The organism is Burkholderia cepacia complex sp. TUM26381 (assembly GCF_057439935.1).
This window is the reverse complement of sequence record NZ_CM172006.1, coordinates 1333419-1348683: the sequence shown is the minus strand read 5'-3', so window position 1 is coordinate 1348683 and position 15265 is coordinate 1333419. Positions and strand designations below refer to the sequence as shown.

Sequence of the window (15265 nt, the reverse complement as noted above, 5' to 3'; positions counted from 1 at the left end):
ACTGTAACAAAATGAAACAGCCAAAACTTTAAGATTGAAAGACTCCTCGATTCGTATCAGCATTCAAGCGGCCGTGGCGCGCGGAGCGCGGCATAAATCCAATGAAAAACCGACCGGGGAGGATTCAGAGTGAAAGTCGCCATCGCTTCCACGACATTGTCGCTCGCGCTGTCAATCGGCCTTTCGACACCTGCCGCCGACGCCGCTACCTATTCGAACGGCACCGCGACCGCCACCTTCAACGTCACGCTGACACTGCAGCCGAACTGCATGATCACCGCGAACCCGCTGGCCTTCGGGACCAACGGCGTGCTCTCCGCCGCGATCAACCAGCAGACGACCGTCAGCGTCACCTGCACCAACACGACGCCGTACAACGTCGGCCTCGATGCCGGCACGGTCACGGGGTCGACCGTCGCGAGCCGCCTGATGGCCGGCACGGCGACCGGCAATACGACGACGACCGTCGGCTTCCAGCTGTACCAGGACGCCGGCCGCACGACCGTATGGGGCAACACGCAGGGGACGGACACGGTCGCCGGTACCGGCACGGGCGCCGCGCAGGCGCTGACCGTCTACGGCCAAGTGCCGACGCAGGCCACGCCGAAGCCGGACACCTATCAGACGACCGTCACCGCAACGGTCTACTTCTGACCGGCGCCGCCACGCATGATCGCATTACGTCGAACGCTCGCCGCGCTGCTGTGCGCGGCCGGCGCCGCGCACGCCGCGTCGCTGCAGATCTCCCCCGTCACGATCGAATTCGGCGCCGACGACACGGCCACCGGCATCACGCTGCGCAATCCGGGCGATCGTCCCGTGTACGGACAGGTGCGCGTGTTCCGCTGGGACCAGGCCGACGGCCAGGACACGCTGACGCCCACGCAGGACCTCGTCGCGAGCCCGCCGCTGATCGAGGTCGGCACGCAGTCCGACCAGTTGATCCGCGTCGTGCGCGCGTCGCGCACGCCATCCGGTGTCGAGCAGAGCTACCGGCTGCTGATCGACGAGCTGCCGCCGCCCGGCGAAGCGCCGACCAACGGCGTGTCGATCCGGCTACGCTATTCGATTCCGGTGTTCGTCGAACCGCCGACCAACGGCGCGCCGCAGCTGGACTGGGCGCTCGCGCGCCAAAACGGCGGCTGGGTGCTGCGTGTACGCAACGTGGGCGCACGCCGCGCGCAGCTGGCATCGGTCGAGCTCGTGACCGGCGACGGTCGCGCGTACCCGCTCACGCACGGGCTGCTCGGCTACGCGCTCGCGGGCCGCACCGGCCAGTGGAGCGTGCCGCTGCCGGCCGGCCTCACGCTCGGCGGCAAGGTCACGGTGCGCGCGGCCGTCAATTCGCAGCCGGCCAGCGCGGTCGTCGCGGTGGAGCCGCCGGGCTAGACCGCCGGTGCGCCGCCCGGCCCCTTCCCCTTCGCCACGCGCCGGCACGTTTCCGGTCAACGGACACAGAACGTCGCGACGTGCCCGGCGCATCGTGCTCGTCGCCGTCGTGGCCGGGCGCCTGCTCGTGCACGGCGCGGCTCGCGCGGACGAACCGGCGGCGCTCGTGATGGCCGACAGCATCCACGACGTCATCCTCGAAGTCAGCATCAACGGCGAAAGCACGACGCTGCTCGCGCATTTCCGCGAACGCGACGGCCATCTGTCGGCGAGCGGCGCCGACCTGCGCACGATCGGCTTCGCGACCGACCGGCTCGGCATCGCCGACGCGGCGACCGTCGAGCTCGACACGATTCCCGGCCTGCGCTATCGCTACGACGCCGCGCACCAGCGTGTCGACCTGGCGATGGCCGACACGCTGCGCCGTCCGTACGCGGTCGACAGCCGCGCGTTGCCGGCCACGCAGGCGGCCACCGCGTCGCGCGGGCTCGCGATCAACTACGAGGCGTACGCGCAGACGATCGGCGACCGGCAGTTCTCGCTCTACACCGGCGTGCGCTACTTCGATCCGAACGGCGTGTTCAACACCACCGGCACCGCGTATTTCTACAACGGCCAGCGGCGCTACACGCGCTTCGATACGTCATGGAGCCGCTCGGACCCGGCGCGGCCGAGCACGACGCAGATCGGCGACGCGATCTCGGGATCGCTCGCGTGGACGCGCTCCGTGCGCCTCGGCGGCTTCCAGTGGCGCAGCAACTTCGCGCTGCGGCCCGATCTCGTGACGTTCCCGATTCCGTCGCTCGCGGGTTCCGCCGCAGTACCGTCGGCGGTCGACCTGTACGTCAACAACGTGCGCCAGTACACCGGCAACGTGCCGAGCGGCCCGTTCATCATCCACGACGTGCCGGGCATCACCGGCGCCGGCCAGGCGACCCTCATCACGCGCGACGCGCTCGGGCGCACCGTCGCGACGTCCGTGCCGCTCTATGTCGACACGCGCATGCTGTCGGCCGGGCTGTCGAGCTATTCGTTCGAGGCCGGCTTCCTGCGCCGCAACTATGCGCTGCAGTCGTTCGACTACGACGCGCGGCCGGCCGTCAGCGGCTCGATGCGGCGCGGCGTCAGCGATACGCTGACCGTCGAGGGGCATGCGGAAGCGACGGGCGGCGTGCTCAACGCCGGCGTCGGCGCGCTGATGCGGCTCGGCTATGCGGGCGTGGTGAGCGGCGCGGTCGCGGGCAGCGTCGGCCGCTATCCGGGCACGCAGGTGAGCGTCGGCTACCAGCTGATCGAACCGCGCTTCTCGATCAACGCGCAGACGATCCGCGCCTTCGGCCGCTACGGCGACCTGGCATCGCGCGACGGTTCACCGGTGCCGTCGGCGACCGACCAGGCGACGCTCGCGCTGCCGTTCATGCACCGCCAGACGCTGTCGCTCAGCTATATCGGCTTCCGGCTGCCGCAAGGCCCGAGCGCGCGGATCGGCACCGTGTCGTACACGCTGAGCCTCGGCGATCTCGCATCGCTGAGCGTGAGCGCCTACCGCGATTTCGCGCAGCAGGGCGCGAACGGCGCCTTCGTGTCGCTGAACATCGGGCTCGGCCGCAACACGTCGCTCAACGCGACCGTCGGCCGCCAGCGCGGCCAGTCGAACTACACCGTCGACGCGAACCGTCCGCCCGACTACGACGGCGGCTGGGGCTGGGGCGTGCAGACCGGCGGCACGGGCGCGGTGCCCTACCGGCAGGCGCAGGTGCGCTATCTCGGCCGCGCGGGCGAGGTCATCGCGGCCGCGCAAAGCATCGACCGTCAGACCGGCGCATCGCTCGACGTGAGCGGCGCGCTCGTGTTCATGGACAGCAGCCTGCAGTTGTCGCGCCGCATCGACGACGGCTTCGCGCTGGTGTCGACCGACGGCGTCGCGGGCATCCCCGTGCTGCACGAGAACCGCGTGATCGGCACGACCGATCGCGCCGGGCATCTGCTCGTGCCCGACCTGAACGCGTACCAGAACAACCAGGTCGCGATCGATTCGATGAAGCTGCCGGCCGACGCGCGAATCGCCCGCACGTCGATGACGATCGTGCCGCAGGCGCAATCGGGCGTCGTCGCGCATTTCGGTGTGTCGCGCTATCGCGCCGCGTCGGTGATCCTGCGCGACGCCGCCGGGAATCCGCTGCCGGCCGGTGCGCGCGTGCATCACGCCGAAAGCGGCGCGGACACGATCGTCGGCTATGACGGGCTCACGTTCATCGACGGGCTGAAGGACGACAACCATCTCGCGATCGACTACGGCACGCAACGCTGCGCCGTGGCATTCGCGTTCACCGCGCCCGGCGACGGCACGCTGCCGACCGTCGGGCCGCTCACCTGCCGGGCGGCGCCATGAGAATCGTGCTGCTGCTCGTCCTGGCGCTCGCCGCGTGGTGCGGCGTGCCGCGTCACGCGCAGGCCGAGACCTGCACGGCCACCGCATCGACGGTCAGCTTCGGCTCGGTCAGCCCGATCTCGCTCGCGCCGGTCACCGCGACCGGCACCGTCAGCATCACGTGCACGTGGTCGGCCGTCTCGCTGACGCCGAACGTGCTCGTGTGCCTGAATCTCGGCGGCACGAGCCCGCGCAGCCTCGTCAACGGCGCCAACGCGATGCAGTACGACCTCTATCTCGACGGCGGGCATTCGGTCGCATGGGGTTCCGTGTATTCCGGCACCACACCGGCGTCCGTCACGCTCGCCAAACCCGCGCTCGGCACGAGCGCGAGCGCGACGGTCACGATCTACGGACAGATCACGTCGAACCAGCCGACCGTGCCGACAACGGGCAACAACACGACGACCTACTCGCAGACGTTCGGCGGCAACACGACGTCGCTCAACGCCGGGTTCTACCTGCTCGGTGCGCCGACCTGCGCGTCGTTGACGACGTCGAACGGTACCTTCCCGTTCAGCGCGACCGCGAACGTGATCAACAACTGCAACATCAGCGCGACCAACGTCAGCTTCGGCACCGCGAGCGTGCTGTCCGGCACGCTCACGGCAACCGGCTCGATCACCGCGCAGTGCACGAACGGCGACGCGTGGAAAATCGCGCTGGACGGCGGCAGCACCGGCAACGTGACGGCACGCGGGATGCAGCGCAGCGGCGGCGGCGGCACGATCAATTACGGGCTTTACACGGATGCCGCGCGCTCGATCGCGTGGGGCGACGGCACGGGCGGCAGCTCGACGGCCACGGGTGTCGGCACGGGCACGTCGCAGGTCGTGACCGTATATGGCGCGGTGCCGGCGCAAACCACGCCCGCGCCCGGCAACTACAGCGACAAGATCACCGCGACGATCAGCTTCTAGCGGGAATGACGGGAGGTCAGAACGTGACGGTCCATGCGGGCGGCACGCCCGCGCCGACGCTGCGCGGCGCCGATCGCAGGTCGGGCAGCGGTGCGTGGCTCAGCACGAACGGCGTGCCGTGCACACAGCTGACGCTCGGCATGTCGGCGTCGGCGGCCCCCCGTGCGCGCGAACCGATCGTGCAGATTTCCGGAATGATGAGACTGACGCGCAGCGGAATCGACGGTTCCGCTGCGTGCGCGAGCGACCCTGTGCCCAGCACCGCGAGCGCGAGCGCACCGCGTCTGATTTGGCCGGCTGTCATCGTGCGGCCCTCCTTCATGCATCCATTCAGCATATGCGCGAATTATCGGCGTACGCGCGGAAAACTTGAAGCCGCGCGCACGCGATCCGGCCCCGCTGAAACGGTCAGCGTGCGGCGGCGAACCCGCCGAAGAACGCACGTGCGTTCGCATCGAGGCTGTCGAGGTGATAGCCGCCCTCCTGCACGATCACCGTCGGCAACCCGAGCCCGCCGATCGCGCCGCCGAGCCGCCCGAACCCGTCGGTCGTGACGGCAACCTGCGATTGCGGATCGTCCTTGTAGATGTCGAAGCCGAGCGCGAGCACGAGCGCATCGGGCTGGAACCGCGCGAGCGCGCGCAACGCGTCGTCGAGCCGCGCGAAGAATGCCGATTCCGGCGAACCGTGCGGCATCGGCAGGTTGAGGTTGAACCCGTCGCCGGCGCCCGCCCCCGTCTCTTCCTCATAGCCCGCGACGACCGGGTAGAAGTTGGTCGGATCGCCGTGGATCGATACGTACAGCACATCGTCGCGGCCGTAGAAGATCTCCTGCACGCCCTGCCCGTGGTGCATGTCGGTGTCGAGGACCGCCACGCGGCGATGGCGGCCCAGCAGCGACTGCGCGGCGATCGCCGCATTGTTCAGGTAGCAGAAGCCGCCGGCCGCATCGCGGCGCGCGTGATGACCGGGCGGCCGGCACAGCGCGTAGGCCTCGCGTGCGCCGTCGTTGACGTCCGCTGCGGCCGCGAGCGCGTCCTGCGCGGACCAGTATGCAGCGCGCCACGTGTTCGCACCGACCGGGCAACTGCCGTCGGCGAGGTAGCGCGCGGCTTTCGCGAGCACGCCGCGCAGCGGATTCGGGTCGCGCACGAATACGTTCGACATCACTTCGTCGCCCCAGTCGTCGGGCATCTGCTTCCAGTCGCGGTGCGCCTCTTCGAGAAAGCGCAGGTAGTTCATGTCGTGCACGGCCGCGATCGGCGCGGTGCCGCGGTCGGCCGGCTCGCGCACGTCGAAGTCGAGCGCACGCACCGCCGCGACGAGCCGCGCCGCGCGTTCGGGCACTTCCTGCGGCTCGCGCATCTGGCCGCGCGACAGGTAGCTGCGCGGATGGTGCAGCAGTTGTTCGGGATGGAAATAGGTTTTCATCGTTCGTCCTCGTCGATTCGCCGCGTCACGCATCGTGCGCGGTGGCCGCCGCTTCGACGCGCGCTGCGATGCCTGCGCGCGCCAGCACCGCATGGAGCAGCACGTTCGTGCCGCGCGTCACGTCGTCGGGCAGCGCGTCCTCGGCCTCGTTGTGCGACAGGCCGTCGACGCACGGGATGAACACCATCGCGGTCGGGACGCGGCGCGCGAGCAGGATTGCATCGTGGCCGGCGCCGCTGACGATCCGCTCGTTCGTGTAGCCGAACGCTTCGGTTGCCTGCGCAACCAGTTCGACGCAGTCACGGTCGAACGGTGTCGCCGGGCTGCGCCAGCAGGTGTCGATCGCGACCCGCACGCCGCGCGCGGCGGCGATGCGTGTGCACGCATCGCGCAGGTCGCGCTCCATCGCGTCGACTTCGGCATCGTCGTGATGACGCAGGTCGACCGTGAACGTCAGGTCGCCGGCAATCGTGTTGCGCGACGCATTGCGGATCCCGACCTGCCCGATCGTCGCGAGCCCGCGCGGCGCATAGCCGGCGACGATCCGTTCGAGTTCGAGCGCGATCTGCGCGCTCGCGAAGCATGCGTCCTTGCGATACGGCATCGGCGTCGTCCCCGCGTGCGCGGCCACGCCCGTCACCGTCACGTCGAGCCAGCGGATCGCCTGCCCGCCCGTGACGATGCCGATCGTCGTACCGTTCGCTTCGAGCACGGGCCCCTGTTCGATATGCGCTTCGAAATACGCGTCGACCGCGCCGCCCGTTGCGCGCGTACCGCGATAGCCGCACGCGTCGAGTGCCGCGCCGAGCGCGACGCCGTCGGCGTCCTGCTTCGCGAGGGCCTCGTCGAGCGGCAACGTGCCCGTGAACACGGCCGAACCGAGCATCGCCGGCGCGAAGCGCGCGCCCTCCTCGTTGGTCCAGGACACGATCTCGAGCGGCTTGCCGGTCGCGATTCCTGCATCGTTCAGCGTGCGCACGAGTTCGAGCGCGGCGAGCACGCCGTAGACGCCATCGAAGCGGCCGCCTTCGGGTTGCGTGTCGAGATGGCTGCCGATCAACACGGGCGCCGCTTGCGCATCGGCGCCGTCGCGCCGCGCGAACAGGTTGCCGACGGCATCGACGCTCACCGTCATTCCCGCGTCGCGGCACCATTGCGCGAACAGGTCGCGCCCGCGCCGGTCGTCATCGGTAAGCGCGAGGCGCCGCACGCCGCCGCGCGGCGTCGCGCCGACGCGCGCCATGTCGGCCAGGCTCTGCCACAAACGGGCGCCGTCGATTTCCAGCAGGTCTTTCATGTGCACTCCGGATGAATTCGTTCGTTGAAGTTCAGTGCGAGCCGAGCGCTTCGGCGGCGGCCGGTTGCGCCGCCCGGCGCGCGTCGAGCGCGACGATGCAAAGCAGCGAAACGCCGGCGAGACACGTGTAGAACACCGCGAGCGGCCACCATTGGCCGGCGAAGCGATGCGCGAGCCACGTGCCGACGAGCGGCGTCAGGCCGCCTGCGATCGCGCCGCAGATCTGATACGCAAGCGAGATCGCCGAATAGCGCACGTGTGCGGGGAATACGTCGCTGACGAAGCCCGCGATCACCGAATAGAAGCCCGCCATGCAGACGACGGCGAGCGCGATGCCTGCAATCAGCGACGCGGACGTGCCGCCCTGCACGAGCATGAACATCGGATACGGCGACAGCATCGCGAGCAGCGCCGCAATCTTCAGGAAGCGCGCGCCGCCGATCCGCTCGGCGGTCCATGCGGCGATCGGTTGCGCGATGAACTGGATGATTGCGACTGCGAACAGGCTGTCGAGGATCAGCGAGCGCGAGACGCCGACGTACTGCGTCGTGTACGCGATCATGAACGTGTTGGTGAAATAGACGCCCGCGATGCCGATCGTGTTCGCGCCGATGCAGAGCAGCACGAGCCCCGACGCGGAACGGAACACTTCCGCGACCGGCAGCTTCACCGTGCGGTTGGTTGCCTTCACCCGCGCGAATTCCGGCGATTCGTTCACGCCGAGCCGGATCAGGATGCCGACCACGAGCAGGACCGAACTCGCGAGAAACGGCAGGCGCCAGCCCCACGCGAGGAAGTCGGCCTTGTCCATCGACGTGACCGCGCGAAACGCGATCAGCGACAGGATCAGCCCGGCCGGGCTGCCGAGCTGCGCGAACGACGCGAAGAACGTGCGGCGCCCCTGCGGCGCATGCTCGCCCGCCATCAGCACCGCGCCGCCCCATTCGCCGCCGACCGCGATCCCCTGCACGACGCGCAGCGCGACGAGCAGCACCGGCGCGAGCATGCCGACCTTCGAATAATCGGGCAGCAGCCCGACGCACACGGTCGCGACGCCCATCATCATCAGCGTCGTCATCAGCGCCTTCTTGCGGCCGATGCGGTCGCCGAGGTGACCGAAGATCACGCCGCCGAGCGGCCGCGCGAAGAAGCCGACCGCGAACGTCGCGAACGACGCCATCGTGCTGACGAAGCGGTCATGCGACGGGAAATAGAGTTCGCCGAACACGAGCGCGGCGGCGGTCGCGTAGATGTAGAAGTCGTACCACTCGATCATCGTGCCGATGAACGCGGCCGTCGCGGCGCGTCCCGGCTGGCGGGCGGAAGGAAGGGACTGGGTCATGCGGGCTCCTGACGCGCGCCGCTGCGGGCGACGCGCAATATCGTGTGACGGCCGTCTGTCGCGGCCTCGCGCCGCACGCTGCGGCACCCCTCCTTTATCGGCGACCGCAAATCATTAGTCAAATTTCAAGTTATTATTCGCCGTATAAATTCAGCTAATGACTACCCTGACGCCTCGCCCGGAGACCCGATGCGCCCCGACCTCGCCCCGTTCCTGAACGACCGACTCGACTGGAACCTGTTGCGCACCTACCTGGTGATCATGCAGGAGCGCAGCGTGAGCCGTGCGGCCGCGCGCCTGCACGTGACGCAGCCGGCCGTGAGTCAGGCGCTGCGGCGGCTCGAGGAGACGCTCGAACGCCGGCTGATCGAGCGGCGCGGCGCGCACTTCGCGCCGACGCCGGCCGGCGAAGCCGTGTACCGGATCGCGAGCGACATCTACGGCGGCATCTCGCGCCTCGAAACGGAAATCGACGACAGTACGGCCGACCTGACCGGGTCGATCCGGCTGCTGACGGTGAGCCGCATCGAATCGCCCGTCTACGACGAATTCCTCGCGGAATTCCACCGCGCGTATCCGCGCATCGACCTGCAGATCGAAGTGATGCGCTCGTCGGACATCCTGTCGTCGCTGCTGCAGAAGACGGCCACGGCCGGGCTCGGCCTCTGCCGTACGCCGCACGACAAACTGGAGATGCGCTGTTTCCTGCGCCAGCGCTATGCGATCTACTGCGGCCGCCATCACCGGCTGTTCGGGCAGACGCAACTGCGGATGGACGATCTGCTCGCGGAGAATTTCGTGTCGTTCACGAGCGACCAGATCGGCGACAGCCTGTCGCCGCTCACCGTGTTCCGCGATCAGAAGGGTTTCACGGGGCGCATCGTCGCGTCGTCGCCGAGCCTCGAGGAAGTGCGGCGATTGATCTTCGCGGGCTACGGGATCGGCTGCCTGCCCGAGCACATCGTGCGCGACGACATCGCGCAGCAGCGGCTGTGGCGGCTGCCGCCCGACGACGGGCTCGTCGATGTCGACGTGTTCCTGCTGTGGCACCGCGACCGCAAGATGAATGCGGCCGAGCATGCGTTTCTCGACGCGATGGAACGCTGCATGCAGCGCTATTCGCTCGCGCAGCGGCTGGGGAAGTAACGGCGCGAATGCGCCGCCGAAGGAAAGCGCCGGGCGCACACGGTCCGGCGCGTCGCACGCGTCAGAAGCGATGCACGATGCCGAGCTGCACGCCGCGCGCATTCGCGCCCGGATACGCAAGCGGCAAGCCGGGGTTCGCCGCGCCGGCGAGCGTGTAGCCAGCCTGGTTGCGGTTGCGCAGGTACGACAGCGCGCCGTAGAAGCTCGTGCGCTTCGACAGGTCGTACTCGTACATCAGCCCGAGCTGCTCCGCGTTGTTGCCCTGCGACGACTGGTCGTGCAGATACGCATAGCCGAGCGCGACGGTGTTCGCCGGGTTGAACTGGTATTTGACCGACAGCCCGTACACGCGAGAATCGATCCCGAAGTCGGCCCACTTCACCGCCGAGAAGCCGCCGTACACGGTGGCCTTGCCGATCTCGTAAGACGCGCCGGCCATGATCGTGCGATCGGTCGTGGCCGCCGTCGCGTTCTTCAGCCACTGGCCCGCGACGAACGCGCCGAACGGCCCGTGTTCGTAGGTCAGATCGAACTGCTGGCTGGAACCCGCCGAGCGCACGCCGCCCGCGTCGCCGAATCCGAAGTACAGCCCGCCCTGGAAACCCGCGATCTCCGGGCTCTGGTACGACAACGTGTTGCTCGTGCGGAACGCGAACACGGTCAGGTTGTCCATGCCGGACCCCTGCGTGACACCGCCGAACGCGTCCTGCCCGCCCTGGTCGTTGAACAGCGGCGAATTCTGGCGGCCCGCACGTACCTTGCCCCACTGCCCTGCGAGGCCGACCCACGCCTGCCGGTTGAACATGCTGCCCGCACTCGCGAGCGAGCCGTCATTCGGGTTGAAGCCGTTTTCCAGCGCGAACTCGATCTTCTGCCCGCCGCCGATATCCTCGCCGCCCTTCAATCCGAACCGGCTGCCCCACTGGCCGCCCGAGTTGATCGCCGCCGTATAGCCGTTGCCCGTATTCACGTACTGCGCGAATTCGTCGATCACGCCGTACAGCGTCACGCCGTCCTGCGCGAGCGCGGTGCCCGATCCGGCGAGGCAGGCAACCGCGACCGTCATGCGAAGCCCGGCGTGCACCGGCCGCACGCTGCAATCTCTGCCGCGCGCTTCAATTTGTTTAGTCATACTATTCAATAGTCCAGGAATGAAACGACACCGGGCGCGGTGTGCATGCCGCACCGGTATCGCGGGATACGGGATCGTGTTGACAGAGCCGGGCGCAGGCTGCGCCGGGCTCGACGCTCAGGCCGGCGGCTTGCCGGCCCGATGCGCGAGACGTGTCGTCAGTGGTGCACTTCGCCGCGTTCGAGCGGCAGGATCAGGCGTTCGGGGATGCTGCGACGCGACGCGCGCGCGCCGATGTAATACAGCACGGCCGGCACGATCAGCCCGAGAATCCACGAGATGTCGGTGCCGCCAAGGGCATCGACGAGCGGCCCCGTGTAGATGTGCGTCGACATGAACGGCAGCTGCACGAGGATGCCGACCACGTAGATCGTGATCGCCATCGCATTCCAGCGGCCGTAGCGGCCGTCCGGATCGGACAGCGCCGGCACGTCGTAGCGCGAGCGCGTGAAGCAGTAGTAGTCGACCAGGTTGATCGCGCTCCACGGCGTGAAGAACGCGAGCAGGAACAGGATGAACGCGGTGAACTCCTTCAGGAACGAATGACGGCCCGCAAGCGCGATCAGCGTCGATACGCAGATCATCCCGAAGATGTACACGAGGCGGCTCTTCGACGACACCGCGCCCTTGCCGCGGAAGCCGCTGACGATCGTCGCCATCGACATGAAGCTGCCGTATGCGTTGAGCGCCGTGACCGTCACCTTGCCGAACGCGATGCTGAAGTACAGCAGTGCGGCCACGGCGCCCGTCGAGCCGAGCCCGACGATATACGCGACCTCATGGTGCGCGAACTGGCCGCCGGCCAGTGCGGCCGCGAACACGCCGAACACCATCGCCGCCTGCGCACCGATCACCGAGCCGAGGCCAACCGCGAGGAACGTCGCGACCGACGACGTCGAGCGCGGCAGGTAGCGCGAATAGTCGGCCACGTACGGACCGAACGCAATCTGCCACGACGCGGACAGCGACATCGACAGCAGGAAGCTCGCGAGCGAGAAATGGCGGTTGGCGAGCAGCGCGCCGACATCGTGGTTCGCGAACAGCTGCGTGAACATGTAGACGAACGCGACGATGCCGACCACGCTCGCGATCCGGCCGACGAAGTGGATCGCGCGATAGCCGAACACGGTCAGCACGACGATCACGGCTGCGAACAGCAGGATGCCGGCTGCGTCGTCGACGTGCAGCAACTGCGCGACGGCCTGCCCGGCCAGCACCGAGCCGCTGGCGGAGAAGCCGATGTACATCAGGCACACGAGCACGATCGGGATCATCGCGCCGTACACGCCGAACTGCACGCGGCTCGAGATCATCTGCGGCAGCCCGAGCTGCGGCCCCTGCGCGCCGTGCAGCGCCATCACCGCGCCGCCGACGAGCTGGCCGAGCAGCAGCGCGACCAGCGACCAGAACACGTCGCCGCCGAGCACGACCGCGAGCGCGCCCGTGACGATGGCCGTGATCTGCATGTTCGCGGACAGCCACAGCGTGAACTGGCTCAGCAGGCCGCCGTGTCGCTCGGCATCGGGAATGAAGTCGATCGAGCGTACCTCGATCAGTCCGCCGGCTTTTCCACTGGAATTCGTTGACACGAGTCAATCTCCAAAATACTCAGGACCACACATGGTTTAAACGGGACAGGATGCTGCGAGCCGCCCTTTCGGCTCTGCGGGTGCGGGGCGCCGTGGATCGCCGGCATGCGCCACGCACGCACGGTCTGCACGCTGGCGCGCAAGCGGCACGACGTGCGCCGACATTGCCAGCGGATAATCTTGTATATACAACTTGTGAGATATCGGTGATTACCCGGTATCGACCGGCTTTCGAAATTGTCCGAATAATCGCGACACGGCCGGTCGTTTTGCCGCAAGCCGGACGTCGGAAAAATGAAAGGTCAGGTGGCGGCCGGCGGTGCCTGATCGGGCGCCGCCGTCATGTCGCCGGCGGGGAGCAGGTTCAGCATGCGCCGTGCGGCCTCGATGTCGCGCCCGTGCAGCCATTCGTCGTAATCGTCGTGGCGCAGGATCACGACGCCTCGTTTCTCGTCGCCGGGCCGATGCATCCGCGCGAACAGCGGGTGATCGTCGGCGTTTACCGTGAGCATCGTCATGCCGATGCATGCGCGCCCGTCGCTGTCTTCGTAGCGGCGCCAGATACCGGCGACGCAGTACGGCTGCCAGCCGTCGACGCCGATCCGGTGCCACACATTGCGGCCGGTTTCGTAGCACGGCTCGCAGATCCAGCGCACCGGAATCAGGCAACGCTGGCCATTGCGCCAGGCCTTGCCGTAGAGCCGCGACGAGCCGACCGTTTCCGTGCGCGCGTTCACCGTATCGAGCTTCTTTTTCTTCCGGCCGTGCTCGTCGAGCCGCTCGGGTTGCATGAATTTCGGCCAGAAACCGAACACGGCCCCCACGACCGCAAGGCTGTCGCCTTCGGCGCATGCGACCGGTGCCGCGTAGTCGGGATACACGTCGGGTGCCCACGGGTCGCGGCGATACAGATCGCCGATGCCGATCTTCAGTTCGCTGATGCCCGGGTCTTCGCCCGGAGCGCGGTAGTGAGTGCACACGGCTCGGCTGACGATGGAAGCAATGTTTCCATCGTAGATCAGCGAGCACGCCGCCATTGATCTATTGTTTTGTATGACGAAACAGTTTTACGGACCGCGTGAAGTGCCACGATCGGGACAACGCATGCCGTCAGGTGCTCGAGCCGACCCGGAGCGTGAGAATTTCATCGCCGGCCTCGTCCAGCTGCCCGGTCGGAATCCAGCCGAGATGCCGGTAGAACCCGTACGAGCGCGACGCGGGGTCGGTCGAACAACCGAGAAACAACGACGTGAAGCCGCTTGCCGCGAAATCGTCGATCACGCGCCGCAGCAGCCGCTTGCCGATCCCCGCCCCTTCGTACGCAGGCAGCATCGCGAGCACGACGATCTCGCCCGAACCGGTGTCGCCGAAGCAGTAGCCGACCATGGTTCCGTTCGCAAAGCAGACATGGCCCGAAAACAGGCCGTCGCGAATTCCGGCGTCCCAGCTTTCGGCCGTGATGCCGAGATCGCGCAACTGCGCTTCCGTCAACGCGTTCTCGCGCGTCCGCCCGCGCAGTGCGATGCACGCGGCCGCGTCGCCGGGTACGGCCTTGCGCCAGATGAGGTCATCCATCGATCGAAGCTTCCCTGGTTTGCCGCCGGCGCGATGCATACAGGCAGATCAGTTCGAGTGCGATCGTCGCGCCGGCCAGCGATGTGATTTCCGCATGATCATACGGTGGAGACACTTCGACCACGTCCATGCCGACCAGGTTGATGCCGTCGAGGTGGCGCAGGATCTCGAACGCCTGATGGCTCGACAGGCCGCCCGACACCGGCGTACCGGTGCCCGGCGCGAACGCCGGATCGAGACAGTCGATGTCGAACGTCAGGTACACCGGATGATCGCCGACGCGCTCGCGAATCCGTGCGGCGACCGCAGCCGGCGTCGACGCATGCACGCGGCGCGCATCCTGGATGTCGAATCCCATCGGCTCGTCGTTGGTCGTCCGGATGCCGATCTGCGCCGACCGTTCGGGCACGACCCACCCTTCCCGCGCCGCGTGCCAGAACATCGTCCCGTGATCGATGCGCTTCACGTCGCGGTCGGGCCACGTGTCGGTGTGCGCGTCGAAATGCACGAGCGACAGCGGGCCGTGCACCTTCGCATGCGCCTTCAGCAGCGGATACGTGATGAAGTGATCGCCGCCAAGCGTCAGCATCGCGCAGCCGCTCGCGAGGATCGCATCGGCATGCCGCTCGATCGCTCCCGGCACCGATTCGGGCTGGCCGAGATCGAACGCGCAATCGCCATAATCGACCGCAGCCAGCACGTCGAACGGATCGAACGACCACGGCCACGGGCGCTCCCATGCGATGCCCGTCGATGCGATCCGCAGCCCGCGCGGGCCGAATCGCGTGCCGGGCCGGTGCGACGCGGCGGAATCGAACGGCACGCCCGTGATCGCAAGATCGACGCCGTCGAGATCGCGGCTGAAGCGCCGGCGCATGAAGCTCGTCGCGCCCGCGAAGGTCGGTTCGGCCTGCGTGCCGTAGAGGCTGTCGCGCGTGAACGCGAAATCGTTCTGGCTCATCGTCGGAATCCTGTCTGAAGGGGGACACGGCCGCGCGGCTGGCGACCTCGAA

Annotated in this window: 14 protein-coding genes; 5 read left to right on the top strand and 9 right to left on the bottom strand. The window is 68.0% G+C overall.

The window, feature by feature from the left end:
• Positions 1-156: 156 nt before the first annotated feature.
• The 4 genes from ACWMMN_RS06400 to ACWMMN_RS06385 all read left to right on the top strand — a co-directional run bounded on the left by ACWMMN_RS06400 (position 157) and on the right by ACWMMN_RS06385 (position 4740).
• Positions 157-654, top strand: a complete 498-nt coding sequence (locus ACWMMN_RS06400; RefSeq protein ID WP_486423217.1) for a Csu type fimbrial protein — start codon at positions 157-159, stop codon at positions 652-654.
• 15 nt (positions 655-669) lie between these two features.
• Complete coding sequence (locus ACWMMN_RS06395) at positions 670-1389, top strand: fimbrial biogenesis chaperone (RefSeq protein ID WP_059235102.1); 720 nt, start codon at positions 670-672, stop codon at positions 1387-1389.
• 94 nt (positions 1390-1483) lie between these two features.
• Positions 1484-3781, top strand: coding sequence for a fimbria/pilus outer membrane usher protein (locus tag ACWMMN_RS06390; protein ID WP_233464155.1), 2298 nt, complete (start codon positions 1484-1486; stop codon positions 3779-3781).
• Entirely contained in the window at positions 3778-4740 is a 963-nt protein-coding gene (locus ACWMMN_RS06385; RefSeq protein WP_340623956.1) for a Csu type fimbrial protein, read from the top strand. Before ACWMMN_RS06390 ends, ACWMMN_RS06385 begins: the two co-directional genes overlap by 4 nt.
• A gap of 16 nt (positions 4741-4756) precedes the next feature.
• On the opposite strand, the gene ACWMMN_RS06380 is transcribed toward ACWMMN_RS06385, so the two are convergent.
• From ACWMMN_RS06380 to ACWMMN_RS06365, 4 genes are all read right to left on the bottom strand, one after another.
• A complete protein-coding gene (locus ACWMMN_RS06380; protein ID WP_486423110.1) occupies positions 4757-5044 on the bottom strand; it encodes a hypothetical protein in 288 nt (95 codons plus the stop codon).
• A 104-nt stretch (positions 5045-5148) separates the two neighbouring features.
• Positions 5149-6171, bottom strand: coding sequence for a histone deacetylase family protein (locus ACWMMN_RS06375; protein ID WP_059235110.1), 1023 nt, complete (start codon positions 6169-6171; stop codon positions 5149-5151).
• 25 nt (positions 6172-6196) lie between these two features.
• The gene (locus ACWMMN_RS06370) at positions 6197-7468 is read right to left on the bottom strand and encodes a Zn-dependent hydrolase (RefSeq protein WP_486423109.1); all 1272 of its coding nucleotides are present in this window, start codon (positions 7466-7468) and stop codon (positions 6197-6199) included.
• 31 nt (positions 7469-7499) lie between these two features.
• Complete coding sequence (locus tag ACWMMN_RS06365; RefSeq protein ID WP_174992041.1) at positions 7500-8810, bottom strand: MFS transporter; 1311 nt, start codon at positions 8808-8810, stop codon at positions 7500-7502.
• 189 nt (positions 8811-8999) lie between these two features.
• On the opposite strand from ACWMMN_RS06365, the gene ACWMMN_RS06360 reads away from it, so the two are divergent.
• Positions 9000-9956 carry a LysR family transcriptional regulator gene (locus ACWMMN_RS06360; RefSeq protein ID WP_059235116.1) on the top strand — a complete coding sequence of 319 codons (957 nt, stop codon included), beginning with the start codon at positions 9000-9002 and terminating at the stop codon, positions 9954-9956.
• A 61-nt stretch (positions 9957-10017) separates the two neighbouring features.
• On the opposite strand, the gene ACWMMN_RS06355 is transcribed toward ACWMMN_RS06360, so the two are convergent.
• From ACWMMN_RS06355 to speB, 5 genes are all read right to left on the bottom strand, one after another.
• The gene (locus tag ACWMMN_RS06355; RefSeq protein ID WP_486423108.1) at positions 10018-11088 is read right to left on the bottom strand and encodes a porin; all 1071 of its coding nucleotides are present in this window, start codon (positions 11086-11088) and stop codon (positions 10018-10020) included.
• 158 nt (positions 11089-11246) lie between these two features.
• A complete protein-coding gene (locus ACWMMN_RS06350; protein ID WP_059235121.1) occupies positions 11247-12677 on the bottom strand; it encodes a purine-cytosine permease family protein in 1431 nt (476 codons plus the stop codon).
• 302 nt (positions 12678-12979) lie between these two features.
• Positions 12980-13657 (bottom strand): SOS response-associated peptidase family protein, encoded by a 678-nt coding sequence (locus ACWMMN_RS06345; protein WP_059236830.1) that lies wholly within the window; start codon positions 13655-13657, stop codon positions 12980-12982.
• Between the two features lie 130 nt (positions 13658-13787).
• On the bottom strand, positions 13788-14252 hold the full coding sequence (locus ACWMMN_RS06340; RefSeq protein ID WP_486423107.1) for a GNAT family N-acetyltransferase: 465 nt from the start codon (positions 14250-14252) through the stop codon (positions 13788-13790).
• A complete protein-coding gene (gene speB / locus ACWMMN_RS06335) occupies positions 14245-15213 on the bottom strand; it encodes an agmatinase (protein WP_059235125.1) in 969 nt (322 codons plus the stop codon). The genes ACWMMN_RS06340 and speB overlap by 8 nt, the downstream gene beginning before the upstream one ends.
• Positions 15214-15265: the final 52 nt, after the last annotated feature.